This window comes from Vibrio sp. R15-SG3-ISO1B (assembly GCF_059833835.1).
Window position 1 is genome coordinate 273,154 of record NZ_JCBDGG010000029.1, and the last position, 25,555, is coordinate 298,708.

24 protein-coding genes are annotated in these 25,555 nt (G+C 48.8%); 16 read left to right on the plus strand and 8 right to left on the minus strand.

Features of this window, described 5'->3' with window-relative positions; genetic code table 11:
- Positions 1-59 precede the first annotated feature (59 nt).
- The 6 genes from AC6R0S_RS08215 to AC6R0S_RS08240 all read left to right on the plus strand — a co-directional run bounded on the left by AC6R0S_RS08215 (position 60) and on the right by AC6R0S_RS08240 (position 9,113).
- Positions 60-1,697 carry a VRR-NUC domain-containing protein gene (locus AC6R0S_RS08215; protein WP_500637667.1) on the plus strand — a complete coding sequence of 546 codons (1,638 nt, stop codon included), beginning with the start codon at positions 60-62 and terminating at the stop codon, positions 1,695-1,697.
- A gap of 64 nt (positions 1,698-1,761) precedes the next feature.
- Positions 1,762-4,119, plus strand: coding sequence for a fatty acid cis/trans isomerase (locus AC6R0S_RS08220; RefSeq protein ID WP_500628400.1), 2,358 nt, complete (start codon positions 1,762-1,764; stop codon positions 4,117-4,119).
- Between the two features lie 38 nt (positions 4,120-4,157).
- Positions 4,158-4,346, plus strand: a complete 189-nt coding sequence (locus AC6R0S_RS08225) for a hypothetical protein (protein ID WP_487903389.1) — start codon at positions 4,158-4,160, stop codon at positions 4,344-4,346.
- A 259-nt stretch (positions 4,347-4,605) separates the two neighbouring features.
- On the plus strand, positions 4,606-6,354 hold the full coding sequence (locus tag AC6R0S_RS08230) for a formate--tetrahydrofolate ligase (protein WP_500637668.1): 1,749 nt from the start codon (positions 4,606-4,608) through the stop codon (positions 6,352-6,354).
- Between the two features lie 141 nt (positions 6,355-6,495).
- Positions 6,496-8,385, plus strand: a complete 1,890-nt coding sequence (locus AC6R0S_RS08235; RefSeq protein WP_500637669.1) for a putative nucleotidyltransferase substrate binding domain-containing protein — start codon at positions 6,496-6,498, stop codon at positions 8,383-8,385.
- 8 nt (positions 8,386-8,393) lie between these two features.
- Positions 8,394-9,113 carry a 3'-5' exonuclease gene (locus AC6R0S_RS08240; protein WP_500637670.1) on the plus strand — a complete coding sequence of 240 codons (720 nt, stop codon included), beginning with the start codon at positions 8,394-8,396 and terminating at the stop codon, positions 9,111-9,113.
- Positions 9,114-9,207: 94 nt separating this feature from the next.
- On the opposite strand, the gene AC6R0S_RS08245 is transcribed toward AC6R0S_RS08240, so the two are convergent.
- A complete protein-coding gene (locus AC6R0S_RS08245) occupies positions 9,208-10,785 on the minus strand; it encodes a BCCT family transporter (RefSeq protein ID WP_500625245.1) in 1,578 nt (525 codons plus the stop codon).
- A gap of 426 nt (positions 10,786-11,211) precedes the next feature.
- Between AC6R0S_RS08245 and AC6R0S_RS08250 the strand changes: the two genes are divergently transcribed.
- Positions 11,212-11,688 carry a MarR family winged helix-turn-helix transcriptional regulator gene (locus AC6R0S_RS08250; RefSeq protein WP_487903384.1) on the plus strand — a complete coding sequence of 159 codons (477 nt, stop codon included), beginning with the start codon at positions 11,212-11,214 and terminating at the stop codon, positions 11,686-11,688.
- A 34-nt stretch (positions 11,689-11,722) separates the two neighbouring features.
- Here the strand turns inward: AC6R0S_RS08250 and AC6R0S_RS08255 are convergent, their stop codons facing one another.
- Positions 11,723-12,178: an Lrp/AsnC family transcriptional regulator gene (locus tag AC6R0S_RS08255; RefSeq protein ID WP_500633566.1), complete on the minus strand. Its 456-nt coding sequence runs from the start codon at positions 12,176-12,178 to the stop codon at positions 11,723-11,725.
- Positions 12,179-12,320: 142 nt separating this feature from the next.
- On the opposite strand from AC6R0S_RS08255, the gene AC6R0S_RS08260 reads away from it, so the two are divergent.
- Positions 12,321-13,274, plus strand: a complete 954-nt coding sequence (locus AC6R0S_RS08260; protein WP_500633565.1) for a DMT family transporter — start codon at positions 12,321-12,323, stop codon at positions 13,272-13,274.
- Between the two features lie 20 nt (positions 13,275-13,294).
- Here the strand turns inward: AC6R0S_RS08260 and AC6R0S_RS08265 are convergent, their stop codons facing one another.
- Positions 13,295-13,552 (minus strand): hypothetical protein, encoded by a 258-nt coding sequence (locus tag AC6R0S_RS08265; protein WP_500625241.1) that lies wholly within the window; start codon positions 13,550-13,552, stop codon positions 13,295-13,297.
- Between the two features lie 124 nt (positions 13,553-13,676).
- Here AC6R0S_RS08265 and AC6R0S_RS08270 point away from each other — a divergent pair, with 124 nt between their 5' ends.
- The 6 genes from AC6R0S_RS08270 (at position 13,677) to AC6R0S_RS08295 (ending at position 18,350) form a co-directional block, all read left to right on the plus strand.
- On the plus strand, positions 13,677-13,994 hold the full coding sequence (locus AC6R0S_RS08270; protein WP_500637671.1) for a DUF1289 domain-containing protein: 318 nt from the start codon (positions 13,677-13,679) through the stop codon (positions 13,992-13,994).
- Positions 13,995-14,291: 297 nt separating this feature from the next.
- Positions 14,292-14,483, plus strand: coding sequence for a hypothetical protein (locus tag AC6R0S_RS08275; RefSeq protein WP_500637672.1), 192 nt, complete (start codon positions 14,292-14,294; stop codon positions 14,481-14,483).
- Between the two features lie 302 nt (positions 14,484-14,785).
- Entirely contained in the window at positions 14,786-15,730 is a 945-nt protein-coding gene (gene ylqF / locus AC6R0S_RS08280; RefSeq protein ID WP_500637673.1) for a ribosome biogenesis GTPase YlqF, read from the plus strand.
- 19 nt (positions 15,731-15,749) lie between these two features.
- Positions 15,750-16,733: a CobW family GTP-binding protein gene (locus AC6R0S_RS08285; protein WP_500637674.1), complete on the plus strand. Its 984-nt coding sequence runs from the start codon at positions 15,750-15,752 to the stop codon at positions 16,731-16,733.
- 131 nt (positions 16,734-16,864) lie between these two features.
- Complete coding sequence (zntR, locus tag AC6R0S_RS08290) at positions 16,865-17,284, plus strand: Zn(2+)-responsive transcriptional regulator (RefSeq protein ID WP_500637675.1); 420 nt, start codon at positions 16,865-16,867, stop codon at positions 17,282-17,284.
- A 1-nt stretch (position 17,285) separates the two neighbouring features.
- Positions 17,286-18,350, plus strand: coding sequence for an SO_0444 family Cu/Zn efflux transporter (locus tag AC6R0S_RS08295; protein ID WP_500637676.1), 1,065 nt, complete (start codon positions 17,286-17,288; stop codon positions 18,348-18,350).
- Here AC6R0S_RS08295 and AC6R0S_RS08300 read toward each other — a convergent pair.
- From AC6R0S_RS08300 to AC6R0S_RS08315, 4 genes are all read right to left on the minus strand, one after another.
- Positions 18,347-19,534: an MFS transporter gene (locus AC6R0S_RS08300; RefSeq protein ID WP_500637677.1), complete on the minus strand. Its 1,188-nt coding sequence runs from the start codon at positions 19,532-19,534 to the stop codon at positions 18,347-18,349. The genes AC6R0S_RS08295 and AC6R0S_RS08300 overlap by 4 nt on opposite strands.
- A 371-nt stretch (positions 19,535-19,905) precedes the next feature.
- Positions 19,906-20,949, minus strand: coding sequence for a GMP reductase (locus tag AC6R0S_RS08305; RefSeq protein ID WP_334551741.1), 1,044 nt, complete (start codon positions 20,947-20,949; stop codon positions 19,906-19,908).
- A gap of 455 nt (positions 20,950-21,404) precedes the next feature.
- Positions 21,405-22,340 (minus strand): porin, encoded by a 936-nt coding sequence (locus AC6R0S_RS08310; protein WP_500637678.1) that lies wholly within the window; start codon positions 22,338-22,340, stop codon positions 21,405-21,407.
- A gap of 206 nt (positions 22,341-22,546) precedes the next feature.
- Complete coding sequence (locus AC6R0S_RS08315) at positions 22,547-22,987, minus strand: Lrp/AsnC family transcriptional regulator (protein ID WP_487903489.1); 441 nt, start codon at positions 22,985-22,987, stop codon at positions 22,547-22,549.
- A 106-nt stretch (positions 22,988-23,093) separates the two neighbouring features.
- Between AC6R0S_RS08315 and AC6R0S_RS08320 the strand changes: the two genes are divergently transcribed.
- Together AC6R0S_RS08320 and AC6R0S_RS08325 are read left to right on the plus strand one after the other, a co-directional pair.
- A complete protein-coding gene (locus AC6R0S_RS08320) occupies positions 23,094-23,678 on the plus strand; it encodes a LysE family translocator (RefSeq protein ID WP_500633557.1) in 585 nt (194 codons plus the stop codon).
- A gap of 172 nt (positions 23,679-23,850) precedes the next feature.
- The gene (locus AC6R0S_RS08325) at positions 23,851-24,621 is read left to right on the plus strand and encodes a siderophore-interacting protein (protein WP_500637679.1); all 771 of its coding nucleotides are present in this window, start codon (positions 23,851-23,853) and stop codon (positions 24,619-24,621) included.
- Here the strand turns inward: AC6R0S_RS08325 and AC6R0S_RS08330 are convergent, their stop codons facing one another.
- On the minus strand, positions 24,622-25,512 hold the full coding sequence (locus AC6R0S_RS08330; RefSeq protein ID WP_500628360.1) for a LysR family transcriptional regulator: 891 nt from the start codon (positions 25,510-25,512) through the stop codon (positions 24,622-24,624).
- Positions 25,513-25,555 lie beyond the last annotated feature (43 nt).

The window sequence follows — 25,555 nt, forward strand, 5'->3', positions numbered from 1 at the left end:
TACCCTGATCGGTAAGCCTTTTTTGTATTTCAAAGTAATGTAGGACGAGACAGATTGTTATGGACGCTCAACCCACGCTCGCGCCCCATTATTACCTCGACAATTTTATCAAGCTCACTTCGCATGCTCAGCAGTGGTACAGCGACCTGCTGCATGAGGACGAGCAAGCGTGGTTGGCTCGCTTTAATATGCAGAGCCGCGATGCTCAGTGCTTGCTTGTTCGATTACTGAGCCGTAAAGGCGAATGGTTTCGCAGTGATAAGTTACACTATCCAGAAATCAGCAGTATCACCGAGGCGTTAAGCACACTCGAGCAACACGGTTTTATCCTTATTAATGGTCCGATTGATAAGCAAACCTTAGCCGCGTCATTATTGACCAAACCCGAAATCGTCGCTCTGTTTTCACCGCTCAATAAGCAGCGAAAGAAAGAAGCCTTGGTGGCTGAGCTGCCCCGCGAGCCTTTTCTCACCGCTTCCGCGTTAGATTTTGACTGGATCAAGCTTGAGCATGGCAGCATGCTCGATCTGCTTCTCACGCTGTTTTTCGCCAATACCCACCAAGATTTAAGTCAATTTGTCCTTGATGACTTGGGCCTTCATCGTTACGAACCCTATCCTCTGAGCCGCGAGCGGCGCTTTTTTCCAATCAGAGACGATGTCGATAGTCTGCTGCAACTCAGTCAGTTGAGTGAGCAATACCAACAAGGCGACAGAAAATGCGCCGACACACTGGTCACGCTAGCCGATCAGATCCCCACTTCGCATACTCACCCTTACGTGGAGCGCAAACGTCAGCACCTCATCAACGATATCGCGCGCGATCTTGAGCGCGTCCAGCGTCTTGACGAGGCGCTGACGCTGTATCAGCAAACAGATCTTCCTCCCACCCGTGAGCGACAAGCGCGCATTCTAGATAAGTTGAATAGAGATTTTAGTGACGTTGTCACTAAGATGTTACATACACCAAGAGACCAAGCTGAGTACGAAGTCGCGCTCAAGTTGCAACAACGATTAAAGCGCAAGCAGGGAGAGCGCGTACCCAGGGCGCAAAAGCCTGCGCACGATGCGATGCACCTTGCGCTTGACCTCTCTCGAGAACGGGTTGAGTTGGCGGTGAAAGCTCACTTAGAAGCGCAAGGTTGGCAGGTCTATTTTTGTGAAAATGCGCTCCTCAATGGCTTATTTGGTTTGGCATTTTGGCCTGTCATCTTTGCGCCCGTCGAAGGGGCATTCATCAATGCTTACCAATATCGCCCGCTTGATCTCTACCATTCAGATTTCGCAAGCAAACGCCGCGAAGAGATTGAGCATGTGATGCAAACTCTACAAGGGCGCGACTGGTCAGCACTGCTCACGACCTATCGGGACAAATACGCCATCAACAATGCGTTTGTACAGTGGTCGCTATTGGACGAAGCACTGCTTAGCCTAGCGTTAAACACCATTCCAACACCCACACTGATCGCTTTGTTTCGCATTTTATTGAGCGATCTTAAGCTGTATCGCAATGGCCAGCCGGATCTGATTGCCTTTAAAGAGGGTCAATATCAGTGGATAGAAGTCAAAGGACCCGGTGACAAACTGCAAGATAACCAATGGCGCTGGATTAAACACTTCACACGGCTTAAAGTACCTTTTTCGGTCTGTTACGTCACTCACCAGACGGAACCTTATTCGAGCGAAAATGCGCATTAATTTGCACTATCGCTCAGTTTTTGCTGCAATTCATCTATCACTGACCAGCGGAATCATCCAAATCATGAATCCAAAAAAGATCTTGAGCCTAATTACCGTGCTCTTTTTTGCCGGCTGTGCCACCTATGCTGGCCTGAATTACGATCAGCTGTTTGGCATAGAGCAAGTACGCGAGCGCCGAGTCGACGCGAGCGATACACGACACGATTTCTTTCATGCTCAAGTCAAACCTATTCTTGATAAACGCTGTGTGGTTTGCCACGCCTGCTACGACGCCCCTTGCCAGCTCAAGATGTCATCAGTTGAAGGAATAGAACGAGGTGGCAGCAAAGAACTGGTCTATCAAGGTACGCGACTGACTGCCGCAAGCCCAACGCGTCTGTTTGAAGACGCGCAAACCACACAGCAGTGGCGCGAGCTCGGCTTTCACCCGATTTTAAACGAGCGCAATCAAACACCAACCGCCAACCTAGAGGCGGGCTTGATGGCGAAAATGTTGATGCAAAAAGAGGCGCACCCACTACCCAAACAAGTTCAACTTGAAGGTTTTGATTTTGCTATTGACCGAAGCCAAGTGTGCCCAACCATGGATGAGTTTGAGCAATACCAAGCGGATCACCCAACTTGGGGAATGCCCTACGGCATGCCGAATTTACCCCAACAGGAATACGCGACTCTCATGGCCTGGCTGCAAGGCGGCGCAACGATGAGCGCACCGCTGCCGCTTAGCCAAGAGCAGCAGCAACATGTTGATCAGTACGAAGCACTGCTTAATCTGCCTTCTCGAAAAGGTCAGTTGACTGCACGCTATCTCTATGAGCACCTGTTTCTCTTCCATCTTTATTTCTCTGAGATAGACGATGCGCAGCCGAGATTTTTCACTATCGTACGCTCAGCAACCCCACCGGGCGAGCCGGTTCAGCGCATTGCCACTCGCAGGCCGTACGATGATCCGGGCGTGGCGCGCGTATACTACCGCTTGATCCCTGAGCAAGGCACTATTGTCGATAAGACGCACATGCCCTATGCGCTTAATCAGCAGCGCTACCACAACTGGAAAAGCTGGTTTATTGATGCTGAGTATGACGTCGCGACCTTACCCAGTTATGAGCCTGATGTCGCGGCGAATCCCATGACGGCCTTTATCGATCTACCCGTCAAAGCACGCTTCAACTACTTGCTCGACAACGCACAAAATACCATCAACGCCTTCATCAAAGGGCCGGTATGCCGAGGACAATTGGCGCTCAATGTCATCAATGACCGATTTTGGGTGTTTTTCTTAGATCCCGATAAATCGGATATTCCGCAAGTGAATGAGTTTTATCGCTCGCAAGCCGACAACCTAAAACTGCCTGCTGAGCTGGAAAGCAATACGCTGCCGATTGCCAATTGGGTCAGTTATTCCAAGCAGCAAGCGCGCTATTTGAAAGCGAAATCTGAGTTCACCAATCAGTGGTTTAAAGACGGCAAACACCTGACCACCGATATCATCTGGACAGGCGGTGGCACGAACCCCAATGCCGCTCTCACGGTATTTCGCCATTTTGATAGTGCGTCGGTGGTCCAAGGGTTAGTCGGCACGCCACCAAAAACCGCTTGGGTGCTTGATTATGCCTTGTTAGAGCGCATTCATTACCTCCTTGTGGCAGGCTTCGATGTCTATGGCAACTTTGGCCACCAATTGATGACGCGCATGTTTATGGACTTCCTGCGCCTAGAGGGAGAAAGCAATTTTGTCGCCTTGCTGCCTCAAGAGGTTCGTCATCAAGAGCATTCGAGCTGGTATCAAGATCAGAGCGCTCAGTTGAGTGATTTCTTACAGCGCAACGTCGAACCCTTCAACCAACCAACGCAAGTGCGCTATGCCAGCGATGATCCGAAAGCGGAGCTGTATGACATTCTCCAAACCCAACTCGCCCCCGTACTGTCCAACCGTTTCAAGATTGAGCAAACAGGCCTAAGTGAGCGCAGTGAAGCAAGCCTGAGACGTATCGATGCAATACAAGGTGAAGGTCTGGTCCATTTGCCACAAAGCCTAATGATCATGGTGCGCGCGGCAAGCGGACAAGAGCAGTTGTTTACTCTGCTACACAATAACGCTCACACCAATATTTCCAGCTTGTTTAATGAGGAGAGTAACCGAGATTTCGCCAATGATGATTTAACCTTAGTGCGCGGAGTGATCGGTAGCTATCCGGCTGCGTACCTATCGTTGGAGGAATCCGAGGTCGATCAGTTGGTCGAATCATTAGAAGCGCTGCGAACCGAAGACGATTACATCAAGATACTGGATCAATTCGCGATTCGCCGCAGTTCTGATGAATTCTGGCCGTTCAGTGACCGCGTGCACGAGTGGTATAAAGCGGATCAGCCGATCGAATTTGGATTGCTGGACTATAATCGTTTTGAAAACAGATAAACGCTTTAATTGGGTTTAACGTGTTATCGGAGGTAGTTATGGGACTTCAAGACAATATCCGAGCATTGGAGCAACAAATCTATGTCGCGTGCTCCGAAGGTGATTACGACACCGTACAGATGTTAGAGCACCAACTCGACAGCTTGAGAAACCGGTCATCTCACACCCGTGATGACTCCCCTTATGCACCCGAAGGGAAGCTCTATCCGGAAGACGACTGGTACTAACTATAGTTGCTCAGTCAACTGGGCCGGCTCACTCGCCCTGCCTTGCAGGGCGTTTTATTATTCTGTCACTCGCTCTGTTCACTCCAACATTGTTCGTTGACTTGTTGGCCTACATGTCCAACCCAATTTTCGTAGGCGTTCTTCGCCCAATCCGCTAAAATAATCCGTCACTAAAAAGCGCTTTACAACGCAGTATTACACGCTATCATTCGTGCGCAAACGTTTGCCTCACTTTTTGAGTCTGTATTTTGAGGGTTTTATGCTGTCCGATATTGAAATCTGTCGCACGACATCACTGCAATCTATCGATCAGGTTGCGCTTAACGCTGGATTAACGGAATCAGAGTTTCACAGCCAAGGAAAATATAAGGCCAAAATCTCACTGAGCACACTGAAAAGGCTCGATGATCAACCTACAGGCAAGCTGATCGTCGTGACTGCGATTACTCCAACCCCTCTTGGCGAAGGCAAAACCGTCACCACGATTGGCCTTGCGCAAGGATTGAAAAAGTTGGGGCGCTCAGTAATGGCGTGCATTCGTCAACCTTCTATGGGGCCCGTGTTTGGCGTCAAAGGCGGAGCAGCCGGCGGCGGTTACTCTCAAGTCGCACCGATGGAAGAGTTGAACTTACACCTCACTGGCGATATTCATGCTGTGAGCGCTGCCCACAACCTCGCGGCGGCCGCCATTGACGCGCGTCTGTATCATGAACAGCGCAACGGCTATGACGATTTCGAAACGCGCAGTGGACTCAAAGCACTGCGTATTGATCCAGAGCGCATCGTATGGAAACGAGTAATGGATCATAATGACCGTGCACTGCGCATGATCAGCGTGGGTCAGAACGAGCCAGGTAAAACCATCAATGGGTTTGAGCGCCAAGATGGCTTTGACATCTCAGCCGCATCTGAACTGATGGCCATTCTAGCCCTTGCCAGCAACCTGAGCGATTTACGCCAGCGTATCGGCCGTGTCGTACTGGCTTATGATCTCGATGGGCAGCCCGTGACTGCAGAAGATTTGCAAGTCGCCGGCGCAATGGCGGTGTGTATGAAAGACGCCATCGAACCCACGTTAATGCAAACGCTCGAAGGTGTGCCGACCTTGATCCACGCTGGGCCTTTCGCCAATATTGCTCACGGTAACTCTTCCATCATCGCAGACAATATCGCCACCAAATTAGCCGATTTCACGGTCACCGAAGGCGGTTTTGGCTCAGACATGGGCTTTGAAAAAGCGTGCAACATCAAAGCACAATTCTCTGGCAAAGCGCCTGATTGCGCCGTCATTGTGGCAACGTTGCGCGGACTTAAAGCCAACTCTGGCTGTTACGACTTAAAGCCAGGCCAAGCCTTGCCCGACGCCCTATTCCATGATGATAAAAACGCGCTGCACGCTGGATTTGAAAACCTAAAATGGCACATCGACAATGTCAACAAGTACGGCGTACCGGCGGTTGTGGCCATCAACCGATTCCCGCAAGACAGCGAACAAGAGCTCGCTGAGCTGAAGGCGCTGATCGAAGCTCTGCCAAACAATGTCGCCGTTTCTATCAGCGAAGGCTTTGCCCTTGGTGGTGAAGGCACTCGTGAGCTTGCCGCCAAGGTGGTGGAACAAACGCAGACGAACGCGAGCTTTAAGCCACTGTATAAACTCTCCCAATCAGTGGAAGAGAAACTGATGGCGGTAACAGAAACAGGCTATGGCGCGGCGTCCATAACGCTCAGTGAGCTGGCGAAAGCGCAACTGGCCCAGTTCAAGCAGCAGGGCTTTGATCACCTTGCCGTCTGTATGGCAAAAACGCCCATGTCCATCTCAACTGATGGCGCAGTCAAAGGGGCGCCTAGTCACTTTGATGTGCCAGTACGGGAACTCAAGCTGTGTGCAGGTGCCGGTTTTATCTACGCCCTGTGTGGCAATGTGATGACGATGCCTGGTCTCCCTGATAAACCGGCGTTTATGAATCTTGATCTCGACGATGACGGCAACATCATCGGGCTGAGCTAAACCTTAGCGAGTTAGAATTTCATTTTAGTTGTAACCAGGCTTAGGCACTGTGCCTAAGCCTTTATTTTTTAAGCCACTGCGCCACTTTCCACCCTAGATGTTGTACCATTGACATTCAGTCAGCCAACAGTGGATCCCGTCATGGAAGCCGAACTACTCGAAATCAAAAACTTCCTCGCCCAACACCCGCCTTTCGATGAACTCGAAGATGAGGTGCTCAACACCGTCACGAAAAGCATAGAAATCTCCTATTTTCGTGAAGATACACCCGTCATCCACTTTGGCGATGAGATTCACGATCTGTATATGATTCGCAGTGGCGTCATTGAAGTCTACCGCCGCAAAGGGGAGCTCTATAACCGAATCGATGAGGGCGCCTTATTTGGCCAAATGGGGCTACTAACCAACAACAAAGTCCGCTTCCCGGCGAAAGCGATCACCGACACCCTACTCTATTGCATTCCAGAAGCGGTGTTCCAGCACCTCTACGACAACTACGAATCCTTTGCCGATTTTGTTGAAGTGCAAGACAGTGCGCGTCTGCGCCATGCGATTTCCACCTCAACCGAGCAAAACGATCTCACCACATCCAAAGTGCGCACCTTGCTGACCGGTGAAGCACCGTACATCTACAAAACCGAGTCGATTCAAAATGCGGCAATCAAGATGGCCGATGAGAATGTCTCTTCATTGTTGATTTATGATGCTGATATCGTCGAGAGCGATGAAGAAGACACCAACCCATTAGTCGGGATCATTACCGACCGCGATTTGTGCACACGGGTGCTCGCGCAGGGTCTTAACCCCGCAGACCAAGTGGCGGACGTGATGACCACCGAACTCATCTCCCTTGATCACAACGCCTACGTTTATGAAGCCATGCTCACCATGCTGCGCTACAACGTGCACCATTTACCTGTGCTAAAAGACAAAAAACCGATAGGCATCATTGAGGCTACCGATATCGTTCGCTACGAGTCGCAAAACTCTCTGCTACTTGTGAGCACCATCTTCCAGCAACAAAGCATTGATGAATTGGCGGTGTTGTCCCAACAAGTGAAGGACAGTTTCGTCCGTCTGGTGAACGAAGACGCCAACTCGCACATGGTCGGCAGCGCGATGTCGGTGATTGGTCGCAGCTTTAAGCAGCGTATCATCGAGTTGGCGGAAGAAGAGCTCGGCGAAGCGCCCATTCCCTACTGCTTTGTCGCACTGGGATCGATGGGGCGGGATGAGCAGCTATTAGTTACCGACCAAGACAACGCCATTATTCTCGATAACAGTTTCGATAAAAATCTGCACGATGACTATTTTGCACAGCTCGCCAAACGCGTCTGTGATGGGCTTGATCGCTGCGGCTACCAATACTGCACCGGCGACATTATGGCGACAAACCCCGACTGGCGAATGACACGCACCGAATGGGAAGAGTGTTTTGCCGATTGGATTGACGATCCAAACCCTAAGGCGCTGCTCAATGCCTCTATTTTCTTTGACTTAGATGGCGTGTATGGCAGGCTCAAGTTCGCTGAGCAACTCAATGGTTTTATCGTCCGCCGCGCCCGTAAGAACAACCGTTTTCTCGCGTGTTTGGCGCGCAATGCCATGAACCGCACCCCACCACTTGGCTTTTTTAAAGATTTTGTGATGGAAAAAGACGGTCAGCACAAAAACTCGATCAACTTAAAACGTCGTGGCACCGCGCCACTCGCTGACCTTATCCGTGTGCATGCACTGGCCGTTGGCTCTCGCTCAAGAAATTCATTCGAACGTCTTGATGACATTCAAGAAGCGGGTATTTTGCCAAAAGGCAAAGCGCGAGATTTGCGTGACGCGTTGGAATTTATCTCTATGGTACGTATCCGCCACCAAGCCTATGATGTGGAAAATGAGATTGAACCAGACAACAACATCGAGCCTGAGCACTTGTCTGATTTTGAACGACGCAACCTCAAAGATGCGTTTCAGATATTGAGTAATGCGCAGAACTTCCTCAAGTTCCGCTATCAAGCGAGCAACAACTTTAAGTAGGCGACACTATGCTAAATCGACTCAAATTCGCTGGCAGCATAGACTGGCCGAACAAGTTCCAACAAAAGCTCGCACTGACTCAAGATGAGCGACTGCTGCGCTACTACCAAGCGGGTGTGCCTGCGCTCGACACCCCAATTAGAGAGGTGAAGTTTCTTGCGATGGATTTTGAAACCACCGGCCTTGATGCCAATCAAGATGACATCATCACCATAGGGACTGTGCCCTTTGATTCTAATCGAATCTACATGAATCAGGCCAAGCACTGGACCGTTCGCCCCCGTCAGCAGTTAGCGGAAGAGTCGGTGGTCATTCATGGCATTACCCACTCAGATGTGCTGGACGCTCCGGATTTGTCTGCTGTGTTTGATCAAGTATTAGAGCAAATGGCGGGTAAGATCACCGTGGTTCACTATCAAAAAATCGAACGTGAGTTTTTCGATCAAGCGCTGCGCACTCGCATCAATGAAGGCATTGAGTTTCCAGTGGTCGATACCATGCAACTTGAAATCGAATGGCAGAAGAAACAGACCCAGGGCATCATCAATCGGATTAAAGGCAAAAAACCACAATCGGTCCGTTTAGCGGCCAGTCGCACACGTTACGGTCTGCCACAATACACGCCACATCATGCCCTGACCGATGCGATCGCAACTGCTGAGCTTCTTCAAGCGCAAATCGCCTATCGCTTTGCACCTTCAACGCCCATTGGCAAACTGTGGATTTAATTGGCTTTAAGTCGTGGATTTCGATTTTAGCGAGGCATAAAAAACGGGAGACATTCGAGTCTCCCGTTTTATTTTCACTTATTGATGGAATAAGTTACTGGTTGTATTTCTCAGTACGCATACCGAGTATCAAGCTGACACACATCAACAGCAGGACAATCGTGAACGGCAGCGCGGTTGAAATCGCACCCGCTTGGAGCGCTTGAATCGCTTCCGTACCACCAATCCAGAGTAGCGCAACCGCAATCGCCCCTTCCATGAACGCCCAGAATACACGTTGCAGGACAGGCGCATCCACTTTACCACCAGCGGTAATGCTGTCGATAACCAGTGAGCCTGAATCCGATGAGGTGATAAAGAACACCAAGACCAGTACCACAGCAATCACAGAGAGCATCGTGCCCATTGGCAGCACATCAAACATCTGGAACATCGCCAGCGACACATCCGTCAAGCCGTTGGCACCTAGCTCACCAATGTTGTTGACCACTTGATCAATCGCAATGCCACCGAAGACCGACATCCAAAGCAAGGTAACGGCGGTAGGGACAAGCAATACTGCGGTCATAAACTCGCGCACGGTACGACCTTTAGAAACGCGCGCAATGAACATACCAACAAATGGCGACCATGAAATCCACCAAGCCCAGTAGAAAACAGTCCAACCTTGGAACCAAGCAACGTCTTCACGACCATGCGGGTTACTTAACGGGATGATGTTTTCAACGTACGCCATCAGCGTTGTGCCGATGTTGCCAAACGTAACCGCATAACCAATCAGAGCCACCAAAATCAGCAGCACGAACGCTACCAACATGTTGATGTTACTGATCACTTTTACGCCACCGTCGATACCACGAACAACCGATACCACCGCCAGTAATGTCACAATAGTAATCACGACAATCTGTAGCCCTAGGCCGGCATCAATACCGAAGACATGGTGAATACCACTGGCCGCTTGTTGCGCGCCAAGACCAAGAGACGTTGCCAAACCAAACAAGGTAGCCAAAACCGCGAGGATGTCCACCACGTGACCTGCCCAGCCCCAAGCGCGATCGCCCAGAAGTGGATAAAAAATTGAGCGAATTGAGAGCGGTAAGCCTTTGTTGTACGCAAAGAACGCAAGTGACAGTGCCACCACGCCATAGATAGCCCATGGGTGCAGACCCCAGTGGAACATGGTTGCGCCCATAGCCAGTTTGGCGGCGGCTTCTGTGTTGGCTTCCACACCTAGTGGCGTTTCATACCATCCGGTGAAATACGCAACGGGCTCTGCCACACTCCAGAACATCAGTCCGATACCCATACCAGCAGCAAACAGCATAGAGAGCCAGGAGATGAACGAATAGTCCGCCGTCGCTTGTTGACCGCCCAGTCGGATTTTTCCAAGCGGTGAGACAATCAACGCCAGGCAGAAGATCACGAAAATGTTGCCCGACCAAATGAACAGCCAATCAAAGCTGCCAATGATTTGCCATTTTAGGCCATCTAACGCAGATTTAGCCGACTCCGCATCAAGCACTAGCGTCGCTACCAAGAACAACGCGATCAAACCCGCGCTGATCCCAAAAACAGGGTTGTGAACATCAAACCCCCATTTTTGCACATTATCTTGCCCGACGGTGTAGTCGGTGCTATCGATACTGTACTTATCTATACCCTTAGTCATCGTTCCTCTCTTAGATGATTAGTGCGTGTGTTCGAGCTTGTTGACATAAAAATCATTAGTCGTAAAACTAATATCTTGCGCTTTACGACGCATTCCTAACGAAGTTCAAGCTCGTCGCGAACGCACATATTGTACTCACCCATATAAAATGTTCCATTAAACCTCGGTTAAACGTTCACTTTTCACCCAAAAAGGTTAGCAGAAGTTCAATTTTTAAACAAAACCCTTACTCAACGCTGAAATGGTTTTGTTTGAATTCTAAACATTTGAACTCTACTAAATTCATCACTACACTTCTTCTTAATGATAATTTACACGATGGGTGGTCAGTCAAACGCCTGAAAGAACGTTGATCTTTACACTTCAAATGATTCACTAATTAAGGTATTTTCCCCGCTCCATCGCGACGTTAATAGAGGTATCAAGTTGGATAAGCACGAAGAAGTCTTGGTTTCACTCCGCCAAATCATGCGCGCTATTGATTTGCACTCGAAGAAACTGAGTAAAGAGTCAGGCCTAACCGGGCCACAATTAATACTCATGCGCTCTATTCGAGAACTCGGTGAAGTGACCATTCGTGAGCTATCTAACCACACCAACATGAGTCAGGCGACGGCCACCACCATCCTTGACCGCCTCGAGCGCAATGAGCTGGTTAAGCGCGTGCGCAGCGTGCAAGACAAACGCAAGGTACACGCTCACTTAACTGACAAAGGCCGCCAAGTGCTCAGCGAAGCGCCAATGCCACTGCAACAAAGCTTCATCAATAAGTTTCAAAAGCTGGAGGAGTGGGAACAGTCGTTGCTGCTCTCGTCAGTACAACGCATTTCCGCCATGATGAATGCCGAAGACATCGAAGCGGCACCAGTGCTAGAGCTGGGTAGCATCATCAAGCCAGAATAATTCGCCGCGTTACGCACATGATCAAGGTGAGTGGCTAACGGTAGATTGGCCACTCACTCGATGCTTTCACTTGGCGAATCGATAAATGGGTGTGAATGTCTTTCACATGATTGAGAGTCTGTAACTTGCGTGTAAATGCTTCATAGCCACTCAAATCGCGCGCCGCGACCTCAAGTAGATAATCGTACGCCCCCGACACCACATGACAGCTCACCACCTCTTCCATCTCAATCACGTCTTGTTCGAAACTGGTAATAGAACTCGCCTGATGGTTATTCAAGCTCACTTCGACAAATACTGTCATTCCAACCCCAATATGCCTCGTGTCTAACTTTGCATGATAGCCGCTGATCACCCCACTCTCCTCTAAGCGTTTAATTCGCCTCGCACAAGGTGACGGTGACAGTCCGACTTTCTCCGCTATTTGCGCCGCAGATTGACGCGAATCTCGCTGCAATAGCGAGAGAATGTGTTTATCAATTCGATCCATACTACGTTGCCCATATCAATCAAATAACCTTCTATCATTAGCAAAATTTGGCACATATTAAGTAGATTTCTACTCACTTTGCCATCTTTAACCCCATCATACGATTCATACTTAGCAAATGATAATTAAATGTTAAAGCATTATGTTCACAGGCTATCTTGCCATGCTGGCAACCCTCCTGATGTGGTCAGGCTTTTTTCTTTCGCTACGTATGGGCGCTCAATCTACATTGACTCTGGCTGATATTGCGCTGCTGCGTTTTATGCTGCCCGCAATTGTTCTGTTGCCGTTTGTCATCCAACACAGAGCGGCAATTCGAGATACGCCTTGGAGGCTGAAACTAGGCTTGTTGATCGGTTGCGGCCTTCCCTATCTATGGGTCGCGGGTAATGGAATGCAGCTTGCACCGGTTTCCGATGGCAGCGCACTCATCCCCGGCACCTTACCGCTTTTTGTCACGGCGCTTGCGGTGTTGGTTTACCGTCAATCACTGAGCCACCATAGAGTGATAGGTTTATGCCTGATTGTGGTTGGCATCGCGATATTTCTGCATTATGGGGCCAGTGCGGGCCACCATCAGCTTAATGGTTACCTTGTCTTGCTTGTGGCGAGTTTCATGTGGAGTGTGTTTACGATTTGCGCCAGAGTCGCCGCGCTCAATGCCTTAGCCGTCGCCGGATGGGTATCCTTGCTTTCAAGCTTTACGTTAGCACTCTTGATAGGGACTGGGACCGCGCCAAGCACCTTAGCCAGTGTCGACGTCACCCTGTGGCCGTACGATGAATTACTCCGCCATCTTTTACTGCAAGGCGTTGGAGCGGGCATTATTGCAGCCTTTACCTACCTTTATGCCATTGCTCATCTGGGCGCCGAGCGCAGCGCGGCGTTTGCAGCGACGACACCTGCTATCGCGACGCTCTTAGCTTGGTTTTTCTTGCAAGAAAGTGCCAACGCGGTGAGCTTGCTCGCCCTCGGCTGTATCTCGCTTGGCAGTATTATCGCCAGCAACGTCTTTTTAAAAAATGATCAGTCGGTCGCTTTTACTGTCAAACCCTATACTGTCAAACCGAAGGCAGCGAACGCCAAGCAACCTTAATGCACCTTAGTGGACAAGCGTTAGACAGAAAGTTTGATAAACGCGGCGGGAATGACCACGCACAGCCCATAGACCCATAAAGGGATCCAACGACCTTTTTGATGAATGAGTACGGGTGAGCATACAAACAGGCCAATCAGTACCAACAAGGCGCTGCCCGGTGCCCATTGCTCAACTAAAGCGATAACCACCAAATAGCCGATAATAAACCATTGCGGTAAGTGCAGTTTTAACCCGAGCGCGAGTGAGAAAAGTAGAGCAGCAAACAAAGACAACATAGGTGACTCTTTATTATGATTTGGCTTAAATATTAATGAGAACCATTATCAAAAACAAGTCATTTTTACGCGCGATTCGAACGTGTTATCCTCTGCGCACCTATCTTCTAACACCTAGCGATTTATGAAAACACCCTGCATTGCAGCATGTAAAAACAATGGCGGAATCTGTAGCGGTTGTCACCGTACTATGGACGAAATCGTTCAGTGGTCTCAGCACTCTGATGAACAACGTGATCACATCATGGACTCAATCAGCGGGCAACAGAGTACACACACGTGTTCTCAGTGTGCTAGCCCTACTCAGTGTGACATTAGCCTCGGAAAATCAACATGTTGGTGCTTTTCGCTCGAAGAACGAGACAAATCGACGCTCAATGACGATACTTCTCGTAATCTTTGCTTATGTCGCCGCTGCCTTAGCGCACTGCCGTTGGCCTAAAAAGCTCACCACCTTAGCGGTAAGATAATAAATAGACCTATCGAACAAAAAAGTTGTAACCAAGCTTGTCATTCACGACAAAAATGAATCCATACACTATTAAACAACTTGCACCGAGTTCACAAAAACCGCGTCAATGTATATGAAATTCATCTAAAAGCCTTCAGTAATATTCATTGTCATCATTGTTCAATAAATAGACAGCAAACTATGTCAAATTGCTATTTTTTCGTCATTTGAGTCGCTGATTCGCACGCGCTAGGATGACTAAAATAACGACATAATGAGGGCTTACCTATGGAAAAACTCTTCGCTTCAGCACTGGAACTCAAACAGCGTACCCAAGTGACAAGTCTATTTGCCATGAACGGTTTCAAGATTATCAACACCGACTTTGACCAAGTGATCTTCGAACGCTTGGGCACAAAAATTCAAGTCCATTTTGATCGCTCAGCTAACGCGCGCACACTCGCGATACTCGATAGTTAAACACTTCAGAGCTCCCCTACCTCCGCCAACGTGTTGACCTTCCCCAGGTAAGCACTCATGCTCTAAAAGTCGCGGTAAATAGGCCGCGACTTTTTATTACATCTCCACATCCCGATTCAGTAAAAAGCACGCTAGCCATAACGCTGAGTAGAATAAAATGGTAACATCGCGCCAATAGATAAAGGTGTATTGAGCAAGCAGACACATCGTCAGCCCGCGGTATCAGTGCCAAACCTGAGATGAATGGGATGACTCATTTCTCATCTGGCTCAAGCACAAAAGAGTAATTACAAGGTATTCAAATGGTTAACAACACAATTCAATGGTTTCCTGGCCACATGCACAAAGCGCGCAAGGAGATCGAAGAAGCCATTCCGCAAGTGGATGTCATTATTGAGGTGCTCGATGCTCGTATCCCGTTTAGCAGCGAGAACCCGATGATCTCTCAACTACGCGGAGAGAAACCTGTGGTTAAAGTGCTCAACAAGCGCGATCTTGCCGATCCTGAGCTCACTCAATTGTGGATCGAGCACTTTGAGAAAGAGCACAACGTGAAGGCGATGGCCATCACCACACAAAATCCCCAAGAAGTACATAGAATCCTCGAGCTTTGTCGTAAGCTGGCGCCGCATCGTGAAGAGATCGGCAAAAACGTTCGTACCATGATCATGGGCATTCCCAACGTCGGTAAATCGACCATCATTAACACACTGGCTGGTCGTGTTATTGCGCAAACCGGCAACCAGCCTGCCGTCACTCGACGCCAACAACGCATCAACTTGCAAAATGGCATCGTACTGTCTGACACGCCGGGAATTTTGTGGCCAAAAGTTGAAAACCCGCACAGTGGGTTCCGACTCGCCGCAACGGGCGCTGTGAAAGACACGGCAATGGAATACGATGAAGTCGCATTCTACACCGTTGAGTACTTAGCCAAAGCGTACCCAGAGCGCTTAAAAGAGCGTTACCAAATTGAAGAGTTACCAGAAACCGATATTGAGCTGATGGAAGAGATCGGTCGACGCCGCGGCGCATTGCGCACAGGTGGGCGCGTGGATCTGCACAAATGCTCAGAAATCCTTTTGCATGAGCTGCGCGGCGGAACACTGGGTCAATTGACTCTGGAGCGCCCAGAGATGATCACTCAAGAGTTGATCGAAGTCGAAATCGAAGCGGCCCGCAAAGCGGAAGAAAAAGCGAAGAAGAAAGAAGAGCGTCGTAAGCGTTACCTGAAAAACAAACGCTAAGGCGTTTAGGAGAGTATCGATGAGAGTCCCCACGAATATTATTACCGGGTTTTTGGGTACAGGAAAAACCACCGCCATTTTGAATCTGCTCAAAGAGAAACCGGCAAACGAGCATTGGGCGGTATTGGTCAATGAATTTGGCGAGATAGGGATTGATGGCGCACTACTCACAGACCAAGGCGCACTCATCAAAGAAGTCCCCGGCGGCTGCATGTGCTGTGCCGCTGGCGTGCCAATGTCGGTGGCGGTCACGGCACTGTTGCGTACCCAACCAGATAGGCTAATCGTTGAGCCTACGGGCCTGGGGCACGCGCACAAAGTACTGGCTACCCTCACCTCTGCGCAGTTTGCTGATTACATCGATTTGAAAGCGACCATCGGGCTGGTCGATCCGCGCAATCTCTCTAAGGATAAATACACCAGTAACCAGAACTTTATTGATCAACTGGCCATTTCCGACATCATTATTGGCAACAAGGTTGATCAATGTCAGGTCAGTGATGTGGATGCCTTCAACGATTGGGTCACGGTTCAGACACCACCAAAAATCTACAGTCAGTTGGTGAAACAAGGTCGCTTCCCTATTGAGTTACTCGATAGCCAGCGCCGCAATAAAGCGCCGTCGAGCGCGCCAATGGACGCTCATCACCATGAACATGCCGAGCAAGAGCCTCAATTCGCCCTTGCCCCCGATCAAGTGATGACTCGCAAAGAAAACCAAGGCCAAGGTTACTACAGCTGCGGCTGGATTTTCGGTGCTGAAGTCACCTTTAATTTTGATGACCTCTTTTCAGTGCTGTCTGATCTTACCGCTGAGCGCGTCAAAGGCGTGTTGAATACCAACAATGGCAGCTTCGCGTTTAACGTCAGCAATGGCGTGGTTTCCGTCAATCAAGTCAGTTTGGAGGGATTTGAAAGCCGCCTAGAAGTCATCGACAGCCAGTTATTACCTTGGCAACAACTTGAAGACGTCTTGGTTAGTATCTCTAGCCTCAAAGCATAACGAGTCGCTGCCAGTGGTAGCGCTGGTGGCCTCTTCTCGCCTTTTTCTCATCCTAGAATAAACCTCTTGACCCTGTAGCCAACTACAGGGTTTATAATCACGCCATGATTTCTTCAACATGGCTTATCAACATGGAACGGTTAACCCGCGGTCAGTTGGCCAAACAACTGAACATCACCATTGAAGCAATACGATTTTATGAGCAGCAAGGGCTACTAAAGCCACAACGTGCCGCCAACGGCTATCGTCAATACGATAGTGACTGCGTCGCCAAGCTCTCGTTTATTCTGCACGCAAAAGAGTTGGGGTTCACACTAGAAGACATCCAAGAGCTGCTCTCCATCCATATCAAGCCTGAGCAACATACCTGCCAAGAGGTAAAGGGTATTACGGAAGCTAAGCTGGACGATATTGAACAAAAAATACAGCGCCTGCAACACATGCACGATGCGCTGCAAGTGATCAATCAGCGTTGTTGTGGCGGCGCCCATGCGGCAACACACTGCACCATACTCACAGCACTTGCGCATACAAAGCCCGAGGAGAGATAGCATGAGCCGAATTGATACCTTTTTCATGACGTTGCTTGATTTATGGCTCGACTCCGCCTTTTGGATTATTGTCGGCCTCATCGTCGCGGGCATCCTAAAAAGCTTGATGAACACAGACAAATTGGGGCTGCTATTCAGAGGTTCTGGCTTGTGGCCTGCGGTAAAAGCGACAGTATTAGGCGCGCCATTGCCTCTGTGCTCATGCGGCGTGATCCCTGCGGCTTTGGGCCTTCGACGCGCTGGCGCCTCCAAAAGCTCGACGGTCGCTTTTTTGATCTCGACACCAGAAACGGGCGTTGACTCCATCTCCATCTCATACGCGTTACTTGGGCCATTTATGGCCATTATCCGCCCTATTGCCGCAATGAGTTCTGCATTAGTCGCAGCGATACTCGTGCTAGTAACAGACAAAGAAACGCAACCCGCGACACCCTCTCAGCCAAGTAACAACCATTGCTCATCAAGCTGCTGTAGCAGTAAGCCAGTGGAGAGCAGCCCTACCTCATGGACAACACGGTTTTGGCAAGGTCAGCGATTTGCCTTTACCGACTTGATTTCCGATCTCTCTATCTGGTTAATTATAGGGCTAACAATGTCCGCGTTAGTCGTGACTTTTATTCCTCCTGAATCTCTAGGTGAACTTAGCCGCGGCCCTTGGGCGATGCTGGTTATGGCTCTGATTGGCGTCCCTATGTATATCTGCGCGTCAGCCTCAACGCCTCTCGCAGCAGGCTTTATGCTTGCGGGTGTCTCCCCTGGCGCCGTGCTTGTCTTTTTACTTGCAGGCCCTGCCACCAACATGGCGACATTGGGTGTGGTTTATCACCAGCTAGGCAAGCGCGTTCTTGTGAGCTACCTGATCGGTGTTGTGGGCGTGGCAATGGTGTTTGGATATATGACGAACGCGTTAGTGGATACGCTCGCCATCGACATCCAAACGCAACTCGACAGCAGCAGTCAGCTTATCCCAGAGAGACTCGTTTGGTTAAGCGCCATCGTATTATTGATTGCGATCTTCAGAGACATCTACAAGCGGTTTCAGCCGTTAAATAAACGCTTGGCCTAATCCACAACCAAACATCCTTTGCGGGTCGTTAGAAGAGCAAATAGCGCACATAAAAAGGCCGCAAAAGCGATAATGGTGAGTGGCAATGACCAGGTTTGAGTCTGAGAGTAAATCATGCCAACAATAGCGGGGCCAACAGCCGCAAGCGCATAACCTATTGATTGGGCCATACCTGACAACGTCGCCGCTTGTGCTGAGGTCCCGGATATCTGCCCCAAAATCGACAAAGCGAGAATAAAGGTAGAACAGTTGCCCAAACCAAACACGCCAACCCAGAAGATAGCCCACTGAGGAAACAGCATTAGGCCAGTCACACCTACCCCGTTTAAAAGCGCAGCACCGACAAATAAAGGCGCAATACTTTTGCTTCTAGCCATGATAGGAATGAGCAGCAACCCCGGAAACATAGTCGAAAACTGCAAAAAGCCATACACATACCCCGCTTCTAACTCGCTGTAACCCAAAGCCGCGAGAATTTTTGGCAGCCAGCCTGCAAACGTGTAAAAAATAAAAGAGTTCAAACCAAGCGCAAACGTGAAGTACCAAGCAATAGGCTGGCGCATAAGCTTGTTTAATGGGTAGTAATCTTTGCTACTCGCAGTGCTGCGAGTTTTGCTTTCCGCTAACCTTGGCAACCAAAAAGCCAAAGCGAGCACAGGAAAAATCAAATTTCCCGCCAATGCGACTCGCCAACCGATAGAGATGTCATCAATAACGTTGGTGACAGGCACCATGACCGAAGCGCTCAGTGTCGAGCCAATACCCATCGATATACCATACAGTGCAGTCACTGTCGCAATTCGGCCGGGAAATGACGCCTTGATGATTGCCGGAGCCAACACATTGCCGATTGCAATGCCAAGGCCGATAAGCGTTGTTCCAATGAACAACCAGTAAAAGTGCCCAAAAGAGCGAGATACTACACCAACCGCGATCAAAACTAACGCAAAACAAATCGACTTCTCTAAACCCAGTTTGCTGCCAAGCTTGGGACACCAAGGAGACGCCAACGCAAACATGATCAACGGCGTTGACGTAATCACACCCATACTGACCGCTGAAATCTGTAACGAGTCCATAATTTGCGAAATGAGCGGAGCTAAGCTGGTGAACGGTGCGCGTAAATTGATAGAAAGCAGCAGCACGCTAATCATCAACAAAGTCGTGTTTTTTGATTTGAACATCGGTTTCAAACTTTTTAGCAGGAGAGATAACGTTGAAATGTCTTATCTTACGCTTTTAACTGGCAATAGCCAGAAGGCGAACAAAATGCGCGTCGAGAATGGCAGCGTACCCTAGATAAAAACTCAAGCCGGAAAGATGGGTCTTCGAAAATGATACTTGTGGTAATGTGCGGCCGATAAACTGGGAAATGGATATTCTGAGAAATGTCTAATAATGCATTGCTCAGAATAAAAAACCATACCTGTGGCAAACATCGTTAAGTGTTGTACACTTTATAAAACGTTTGAAGGTATGGTTGTTTCTATCTCAACGTATGCTTTCGTAAAATCAATATAGGGTTGTTTTTACAATCTATTTCAAAGTGCTTAAATCACTCTTTCCCGAATACGTTGTTTTCTTGTTCTTGTACACGAATAAACGTCGTGCGTTTCGTTAACTCTTTAAGCTTTGCTGCGCCTACATAGGTACACGTTGAGCGCACACCACCAAGGATGTCAGAAATGGTGCCGTGAACACTGCCGCGGAATGGTAGAAGTACGGTTTTTCCTTCCGCTGCGCGGTACTGTGCAACGCCGCCTGAGTGCTTGTCCATGGCTGACTGAGAAGACATGCCGTAGAACTTCATGAAGGTTTTGCCGTCTTTTTCTACCAGCTCACCGCCTGATTCTTCATGACCCGCGAGCATGCCGCCGAGCATGACAAAATCGGCACCACCACCGAACGCTTTGGCTACGTCACCGGCGCAAGAACAGCCACCGTCACCGATGATCATGCCGCCAAGGCCGTGCGCTGCATCCGCACATTCGATGATGGCGGAAAGCTGCGGGTAACCCACCCCCGTTTTCACGCGAGTAGTACACACCGAACCCGGGCCAATACCCACTTTGACGATGTCGGCACCGGCTAGAATCAACTCTTCACACATGTCGCCTGTAACGACGTTACCCGCAGAGATGGTCTTCGTTGGGAATGCTTGGCGCACTTGCTGGACAAACTCCACCAAATGCTCAGAGTAGCCATTTGCGATGTCAATACAGATAAATTCCAAGTCATCGCTGAGGGCGAGAATTTGCTGCGTCTTTTCGAAATCACGCTGTGAAGTACCCGTTGAAACAAACACTTTATTGAGCGTTTCTGGTGTGGCATTGGCGACAAACTCAGCCCACTGCTCAACAGAGTAGTGCTTGTGCATTGCCGTCATCACGCCGTGCTCAGCAAGTGCGGTTGCCATTTCAAAGCTGCCGACAGAGTCCATATTGGCAGCGATCACAGGCACGCCAGACCATTGACGGCCACTATGCTTGAATGTAAAATCGCGGGTTAAATTTACTTGAGAACGACTTTTTAGGGTAGAACGTTTCGGGCGAAACAGGACATCTTTAAAGCCTAACTTAAGTTCTTGTTCGATACGCATGGATTACCATTCCTTTCTCTTCAAATCGGAGTGTCGGTGCGTTTTCGGTACGCTTTGGCAGAAGCGTGACTGAGTTTCGGACACAAAAAAACCGGAGCGTTGGCAGACGCTCCGGTTTTCAGCATTATAGGTTGTGATTTGTTTCCTGCAAGACTGATATTGTTAGATTTTTTGTGATACAGTTCGGTTAAGTTGCATACCTAAATTCCCTACCCTTCAGATCTATTCTTAATTTTTCATTATTAGTCAGTTGGTTAACAACACCTAGCCAAACGTTTGCTTTTATCGCTCGCTCATTTCCAGCGCACTCATCTGGGTTATTTCACCTTTTCCACTCACACCCTGAGCCACGGATATTCAAAACAGACGGCATTTCTTGCTCAAATTTCAGGCAAAAAAATGGCCAAGCACGGAGCTTGACCAAATGGGTAGACAAAACTGACGTTGTTTTGTGATTAGAAATCGTAACGAATACCGGCTTGTAGTTGGTCGTCTTTGTTATCGATTTGTTCGAAACGGTAACCAGCGTAAGTACGTAAATTGCCGTTGAACTTGTGCTCAACTTCTAGCGCAAAGTGATCCACAGAATCTTCATTAGCCACTTCTTGGTAGTTGTAAACTGCAATTAAAGACGTTTTACCCAATTTATACTTAGCGCCGAGTTCGTACATTGAAGCGTCAACTTCTACGTTACTTACAACTTTGGTTCCATCACCGTAAATAGCAGCTAACGTCAGAGAATCCACTGAGTAACTCGCACCAATGTTATATTGATCTTCAGAAAGACTACCTTGATCTTGAGAAGTGTAACCAAGGCCCAAATCAAGACCAAAATCTAAGCTGTATACCGCAGAAATGCCGAAACTATCGTTATCTTTTTGATCAGATGCGATGTAGTTCGCTTTGATAGTCAAAGCGTCGAAGTTCCCTGCGTAAACAAAGTTGTTTTCTCGTTTATCTTTGTTAGCACCGATTAGATCTGCGGCAGCTTCATCGAAAGTATTCATTAGATCGGTAAAATCTGTGATTTGAACCTGAGCAGAGTCCTGCTTTCCGTAAGAAAACTCACCGAACTTTGTACCAATACCTGCAAAGATATAACGATTGTCGATAGTTTCACTATCGCCTGGTTCTACTTGTGCTTCATATTTACCGAAACCGTAAAGCTCTTCGGATAATTCAGTTTTTCCTTGAAAGTTGAAACGTGCACGCGATTTATCTTTGAAAGAACTGTCTGATGCCGATTCATTCTCATCGGAGATGTTGAAACGGGCTTCCGCACGGCCACCAACCTTCAACTCTGTTCCTTCTGACTTATAAACAGTCGCCGCCAATGCGGAACCTGAAGTGAGAACCGCCAACACTGCTGATGCTAGAACTGCTTTATTCATCTTACTTACCTTTTTTAATCAAAGAGCTTCATTGCTCAAACCAATTCAATGGCGACTAAGTTAGTCAGACTCTATGAAGGTTTCATGGCTCGTCGATGACACTTTGGTGGCAGTTCTATGTAATAATGATGACAAAACCTTATTTAAAATCAGCCAATTAATTTATATTGAATAGAAAAACGCAGGCTTAGATTAAAAAATATCCGCTATCGTTCATCTTTAGGAGAGTCCATCACCACCATGGTGGATATGGAGTTGACTTGTCGGCACTCACCCAGTACATCCGCGTGAAATTTTTTGTAACTGGGCAGATCTTTCGTCTCGACTCTAAGCAGATATTCGTTCGATCCTGTGATGTTGTGGCACTCCACCACTTCATCAACAAACCTGACATGATCTTCAAATTCCAACTGGGCTTGCTTGCGATGACTGGCTAGCCCAATCGACACGTAGGCGACAAAGCCAACACCCAACTGCCCATTATCGAGCACCGCGCGATACCCTTTGATCACCCCTCTTTTTTCCAACTCTTGCACACGTCGCAAGGTTGCTGAGGCCGAAAGCCCAATCCGCTCAGATAGCTCTACATTGGATATTCTTCCGTCATTTTTTAACTCGCGCAATATTCTGTCGTCGTATTTATCCATCTTAATGATTCATGTCTTTTGGTGGCGAATTTACACAAATAAAAACACACAATTGCTCGCACGACAACATACGATAAGGATTCATTTCTCGATTAAGGATTGCATCATGTTACTGGATCAAGTGATTGCGCTGACTCTGTTCGCGTTCGTTTCTACCTTTACCCCGGGGCCCAACAACGTCATGTTAATGACCAGTGGCGCCAACGTCGGCTATCTAAGAACGCTGCCGCATATCGCAGGCGTGGTGTTCGGCTTTGCGTTTATGGTGCTACTAGTTGGGCTCGGGTTGACGCAAGTTTTCATCACCTATCCAGCGCTTCATCAAGGATTAAAGTGGCTCAGCTTACTCTACCTTGGTTACCTCGCGGTAAAAATTGCATTGAGCGGACAAGTCTCCAGTCAAGAGGCGTATAAACCGCTGACTTTTCTCAATGCCGCCGGGTTTCAGTGGGTCAATCCCAAAGGTTGGTCAATGGCACTGACGGCGGTCACCCTCTATAGTAATGGAGGAGGTGTGTGGGAACTGTTGGTGATCTCCAGCGCATTTATGCTCGTGAATTTCCCCTCTTGCTCCTTCTGGGTATTGGCAGGCAAAGAGATGCAACGCTGGTTAACCAGCACCACGCGCGTGCGCGTGTTTAACATCACGATGGCACTGCTGTTGATCGCATCTACCCTACCGATGCTGTGATTCATCTCAACGCTGTTGGTGCGGATGTGCTTTTGGCTAATTTACATCTTTCGAATGTAAATTTAGTTAAAGAGACTGACATTAACGAGGTTGAGCTGTTAATCTTAAATGCGAAAAAGAATAATTATCGACAACTACTGTCGCGCTCAACCTGATTGTAAGAGTCCTCATTATGAAGAAGCCTTCACCAAAACTGCTTACTGTTGTATCAACAGAGACCATCACGCCCAATATGCAGCGCATCGTATTGCACGGCGACGCCTTAAGTGACTTTCCCCATGACTGCGATGGCGGTTACATTAAACTACTGTTTAACGCAGAAGGTGGCACCGATCTCACTTCACAACAAGAAGGTCAGCGCCCCATCATGCGTACCTACACCATTCGTCACTTTGATGCGGCCGCACGCACTCTTGAAGTGGATTTTGTTCGTCACGAAACTCGCGACTTAAGTTGCGGCTTTGCGGCGCGTTGGGCGATGTCCGCTCAGGTGGGCGATACCATCTCAATTGCCGGCCCTGGCACCATTGCGCCCATTAACACAGATGCCGACTGGTTTTTTATGGTCGCCGATATGACTGCGCTCCCTGCTCTGTCCGCCAAAATCAAACAACTGCCTGAAGACGCACGCGGTTATGCGGTGATTCAGGTTCAATCCGAGCAAGATAAACAAGCCTTAACGATACCCAGTCACTTTAATGTACTTTGGGTCACCGAAGGCAAGCCTTTGGCAGAGCATGTCAAAGCGCAACCTTGGTTAGCAGGTCAAGCGTCCATTTGGTGTGCCTGCGAGTTTGATTCGATGCGCCAACTGCGACAGTATTTTAGAAATGAGAAAGAGGTGGACCGCGACTTCATCTACATCAGCAGTTATTGGAAGCAAGGTGTCTCAGAAGATGGCCACAAGCAAATTAAAAAGCAAGACGCCGATAGCCTCGCCTAGTTACTCACTAACCGGCTCGCGCTGTGCGAGCCTCTCTGCCAGAAAATCAATCACAAGGCGAACCTTGGGCGACAAATTTCGATTGTGGGGATACAGCGCCCAAATGCCTTCTCGGTCAACGCGGTAATCGGTGAGCACTTCGACCAATTGGCCCGATTCTAAATCCTGTTTGACGTAGTAGTCGGGCAGTTGAATCAAACCAAGGCCGCGCTTTGCCGCGCTGCGCAGCGCAAAACCAGAGTTACAGCGTACGCGACCCGAGACTTTAATCGCTCGCTCTCGCGCCCCTTCGACAAACCGCCAATGATCCAGTGACCCAACCAAGCAACTGTGATTCACCAGTTCAGACAAGGTATGCGGCTCGCCATAGCGCGCCAAATAAGCCGGTGAAGCACAGACGTGAATTTGCCGAGATGACAGCCGCTTGGCAATCAAACTGGAGTCTTGTAAGCGGCCAAGGCGCACGGCGATATCAACACCTGATTCAATCAAATCCAACGTTTGATTGGTGAGATTTAAGTCCAGATCCACTTGCGGATAGTGCTCCAAAAATTCATTGAGGATCGGCGCGACATGCGACTCACCATAAGCCACTGGCGCAGTGATTTTCACCATACCTTTGGGGCTCGATTGCATTTGTGTTACAGAGAGCTCTGCCAATTCAAGCCCTTCGACCAGATGTTTGCAGCGTTGAAAGTACAATTGCCCCGCTTCGGTGAGCGAGACTTTACGCGTAGTGCGGTTAAGCAGTTTAACCGCTAGCCGCTCTTCAAGCGCAGCGACCTTACGGCTGACTTGCGCCACAGAGGTATTCAATTTTTTGGCCGCGACAGTAAACGATTGATGATGACCCACTGCGACAAACTCGTTCACCCCTTCCCAATTCGCCATGACTCTCTCCTCATTTAAACTCGCCAATTATTACATATACGTA

Bases quoted from the DNA above. Each gene is read 5' to 3' on its own strand.
- AC6R0S_RS08310 (WP_500637678.1), bottom strand. From the start codon at position 22,340: ATGAATAAAGCAGTTCTAGCATCAGCAGTGTTGGCGGTTCTCACTTCA.
- AC6R0S_RS08270 (WP_500637671.1), top strand. From the start codon at position 13,677: ATGAAAACACCCTGCATTGCAGCATGTAAAAACAATGGCGGAATCTGT.
- AC6R0S_RS08330 (WP_500628360.1), bottom strand. From the start codon at position 25,512: ATGGCGAATTGGGAAGGGGTGAACGAGTTTGTCGCAGTGGGTCATCAT.
- AC6R0S_RS08315 (WP_487903489.1), bottom strand. From the start codon at position 22,987: ATGGATAAATACGACGACAGAATATTGCGCGAGTTAAAAAATGACGGA.
- AC6R0S_RS08325 (WP_500637679.1), top strand. From the start codon at position 23,851: ATGAAGAAGCCTTCACCAAAACTGCTTACTGTTGTATCAACAGAGACC.
- AC6R0S_RS08305 (WP_334551741.1), bottom strand. From the start codon at position 20,949: ATGCGTATCGAACAAGAACTTAAGTTAGGCTTTAAAGATGTCCTGTTT.
- AC6R0S_RS08295 (WP_500637676.1), top strand. From the start codon at position 17,286: ATGAGCCGAATTGATACCTTTTTCATGACGTTGCTTGATTTATGGCTC.
- AC6R0S_RS08245 (WP_500625245.1), bottom strand. From the start codon at position 10,785: ATGACTAAGGGTATAGATAAGTACAGTATCGATAGCACCGACTACACC.
- AC6R0S_RS08255 (WP_500633566.1), bottom strand. From the start codon at position 12,178: ATGGATCGAATTGATAAACACATTCTCTCGCTATTGCAGCGAGATTCG.
- AC6R0S_RS08220 (WP_500628400.1), top strand. From the start codon at position 1,762: ATGAATCCAAAAAAGATCTTGAGCCTAATTACCGTGCTCTTTTTTGCC.
- zntR (WP_500637675.1), top strand. From the start codon at position 16,865: ATGGAACGGTTAACCCGCGGTCAGTTGGCCAAACAACTGAACATCACC.
- AC6R0S_RS08230 (WP_500637668.1), top strand. From the start codon at position 4,606: ATGCTGTCCGATATTGAAATCTGTCGCACGACATCACTGCAATCTATC.
- AC6R0S_RS08285 (WP_500637674.1), top strand. From the start codon at position 15,750: ATGAGAGTCCCCACGAATATTATTACCGGGTTTTTGGGTACAGGAAAA.
- AC6R0S_RS08235 (WP_500637669.1), top strand. From the start codon at position 6,496: ATGGAAGCCGAACTACTCGAAATCAAAAACTTCCTCGCCCAACACCCG.
- AC6R0S_RS08275 (WP_500637672.1), top strand. From the start codon at position 14,292: ATGGAAAAACTCTTCGCTTCAGCACTGGAACTCAAACAGCGTACCCAA.
- AC6R0S_RS08265 (WP_500625241.1), bottom strand. From the start codon at position 13,552: ATGTTGTCTTTGTTTGCTGCTCTACTTTTCTCACTCGCGCTCGGGTTA.
- AC6R0S_RS08260 (WP_500633565.1), top strand. From the start codon at position 12,321: ATGTTCACAGGCTATCTTGCCATGCTGGCAACCCTCCTGATGTGGTCA.
- AC6R0S_RS08320 (WP_500633557.1), top strand. From the start codon at position 23,094: ATGTTACTGGATCAAGTGATTGCGCTGACTCTGTTCGCGTTCGTTTCT.
- AC6R0S_RS08215 (WP_500637667.1), top strand. From the start codon at position 60: ATGGACGCTCAACCCACGCTCGCGCCCCATTATTACCTCGACAATTTT.
- AC6R0S_RS08300 (WP_500637677.1), bottom strand. From the start codon at position 19,534: ATGTTCAAATCAAAAAACACGACTTTGTTGATGATTAGCGTGCTGCTG.
- ylqF (WP_500637673.1), top strand. From the start codon at position 14,786: ATGGTTAACAACACAATTCAATGGTTTCCTGGCCACATGCACAAAGCG.
- AC6R0S_RS08225 (WP_487903389.1), top strand. From the start codon at position 4,158: ATGGGACTTCAAGACAATATCCGAGCATTGGAGCAACAAATCTATGTC.
- AC6R0S_RS08240 (WP_500637670.1), top strand. From the start codon at position 8,394: ATGCTAAATCGACTCAAATTCGCTGGCAGCATAGACTGGCCGAACAAG.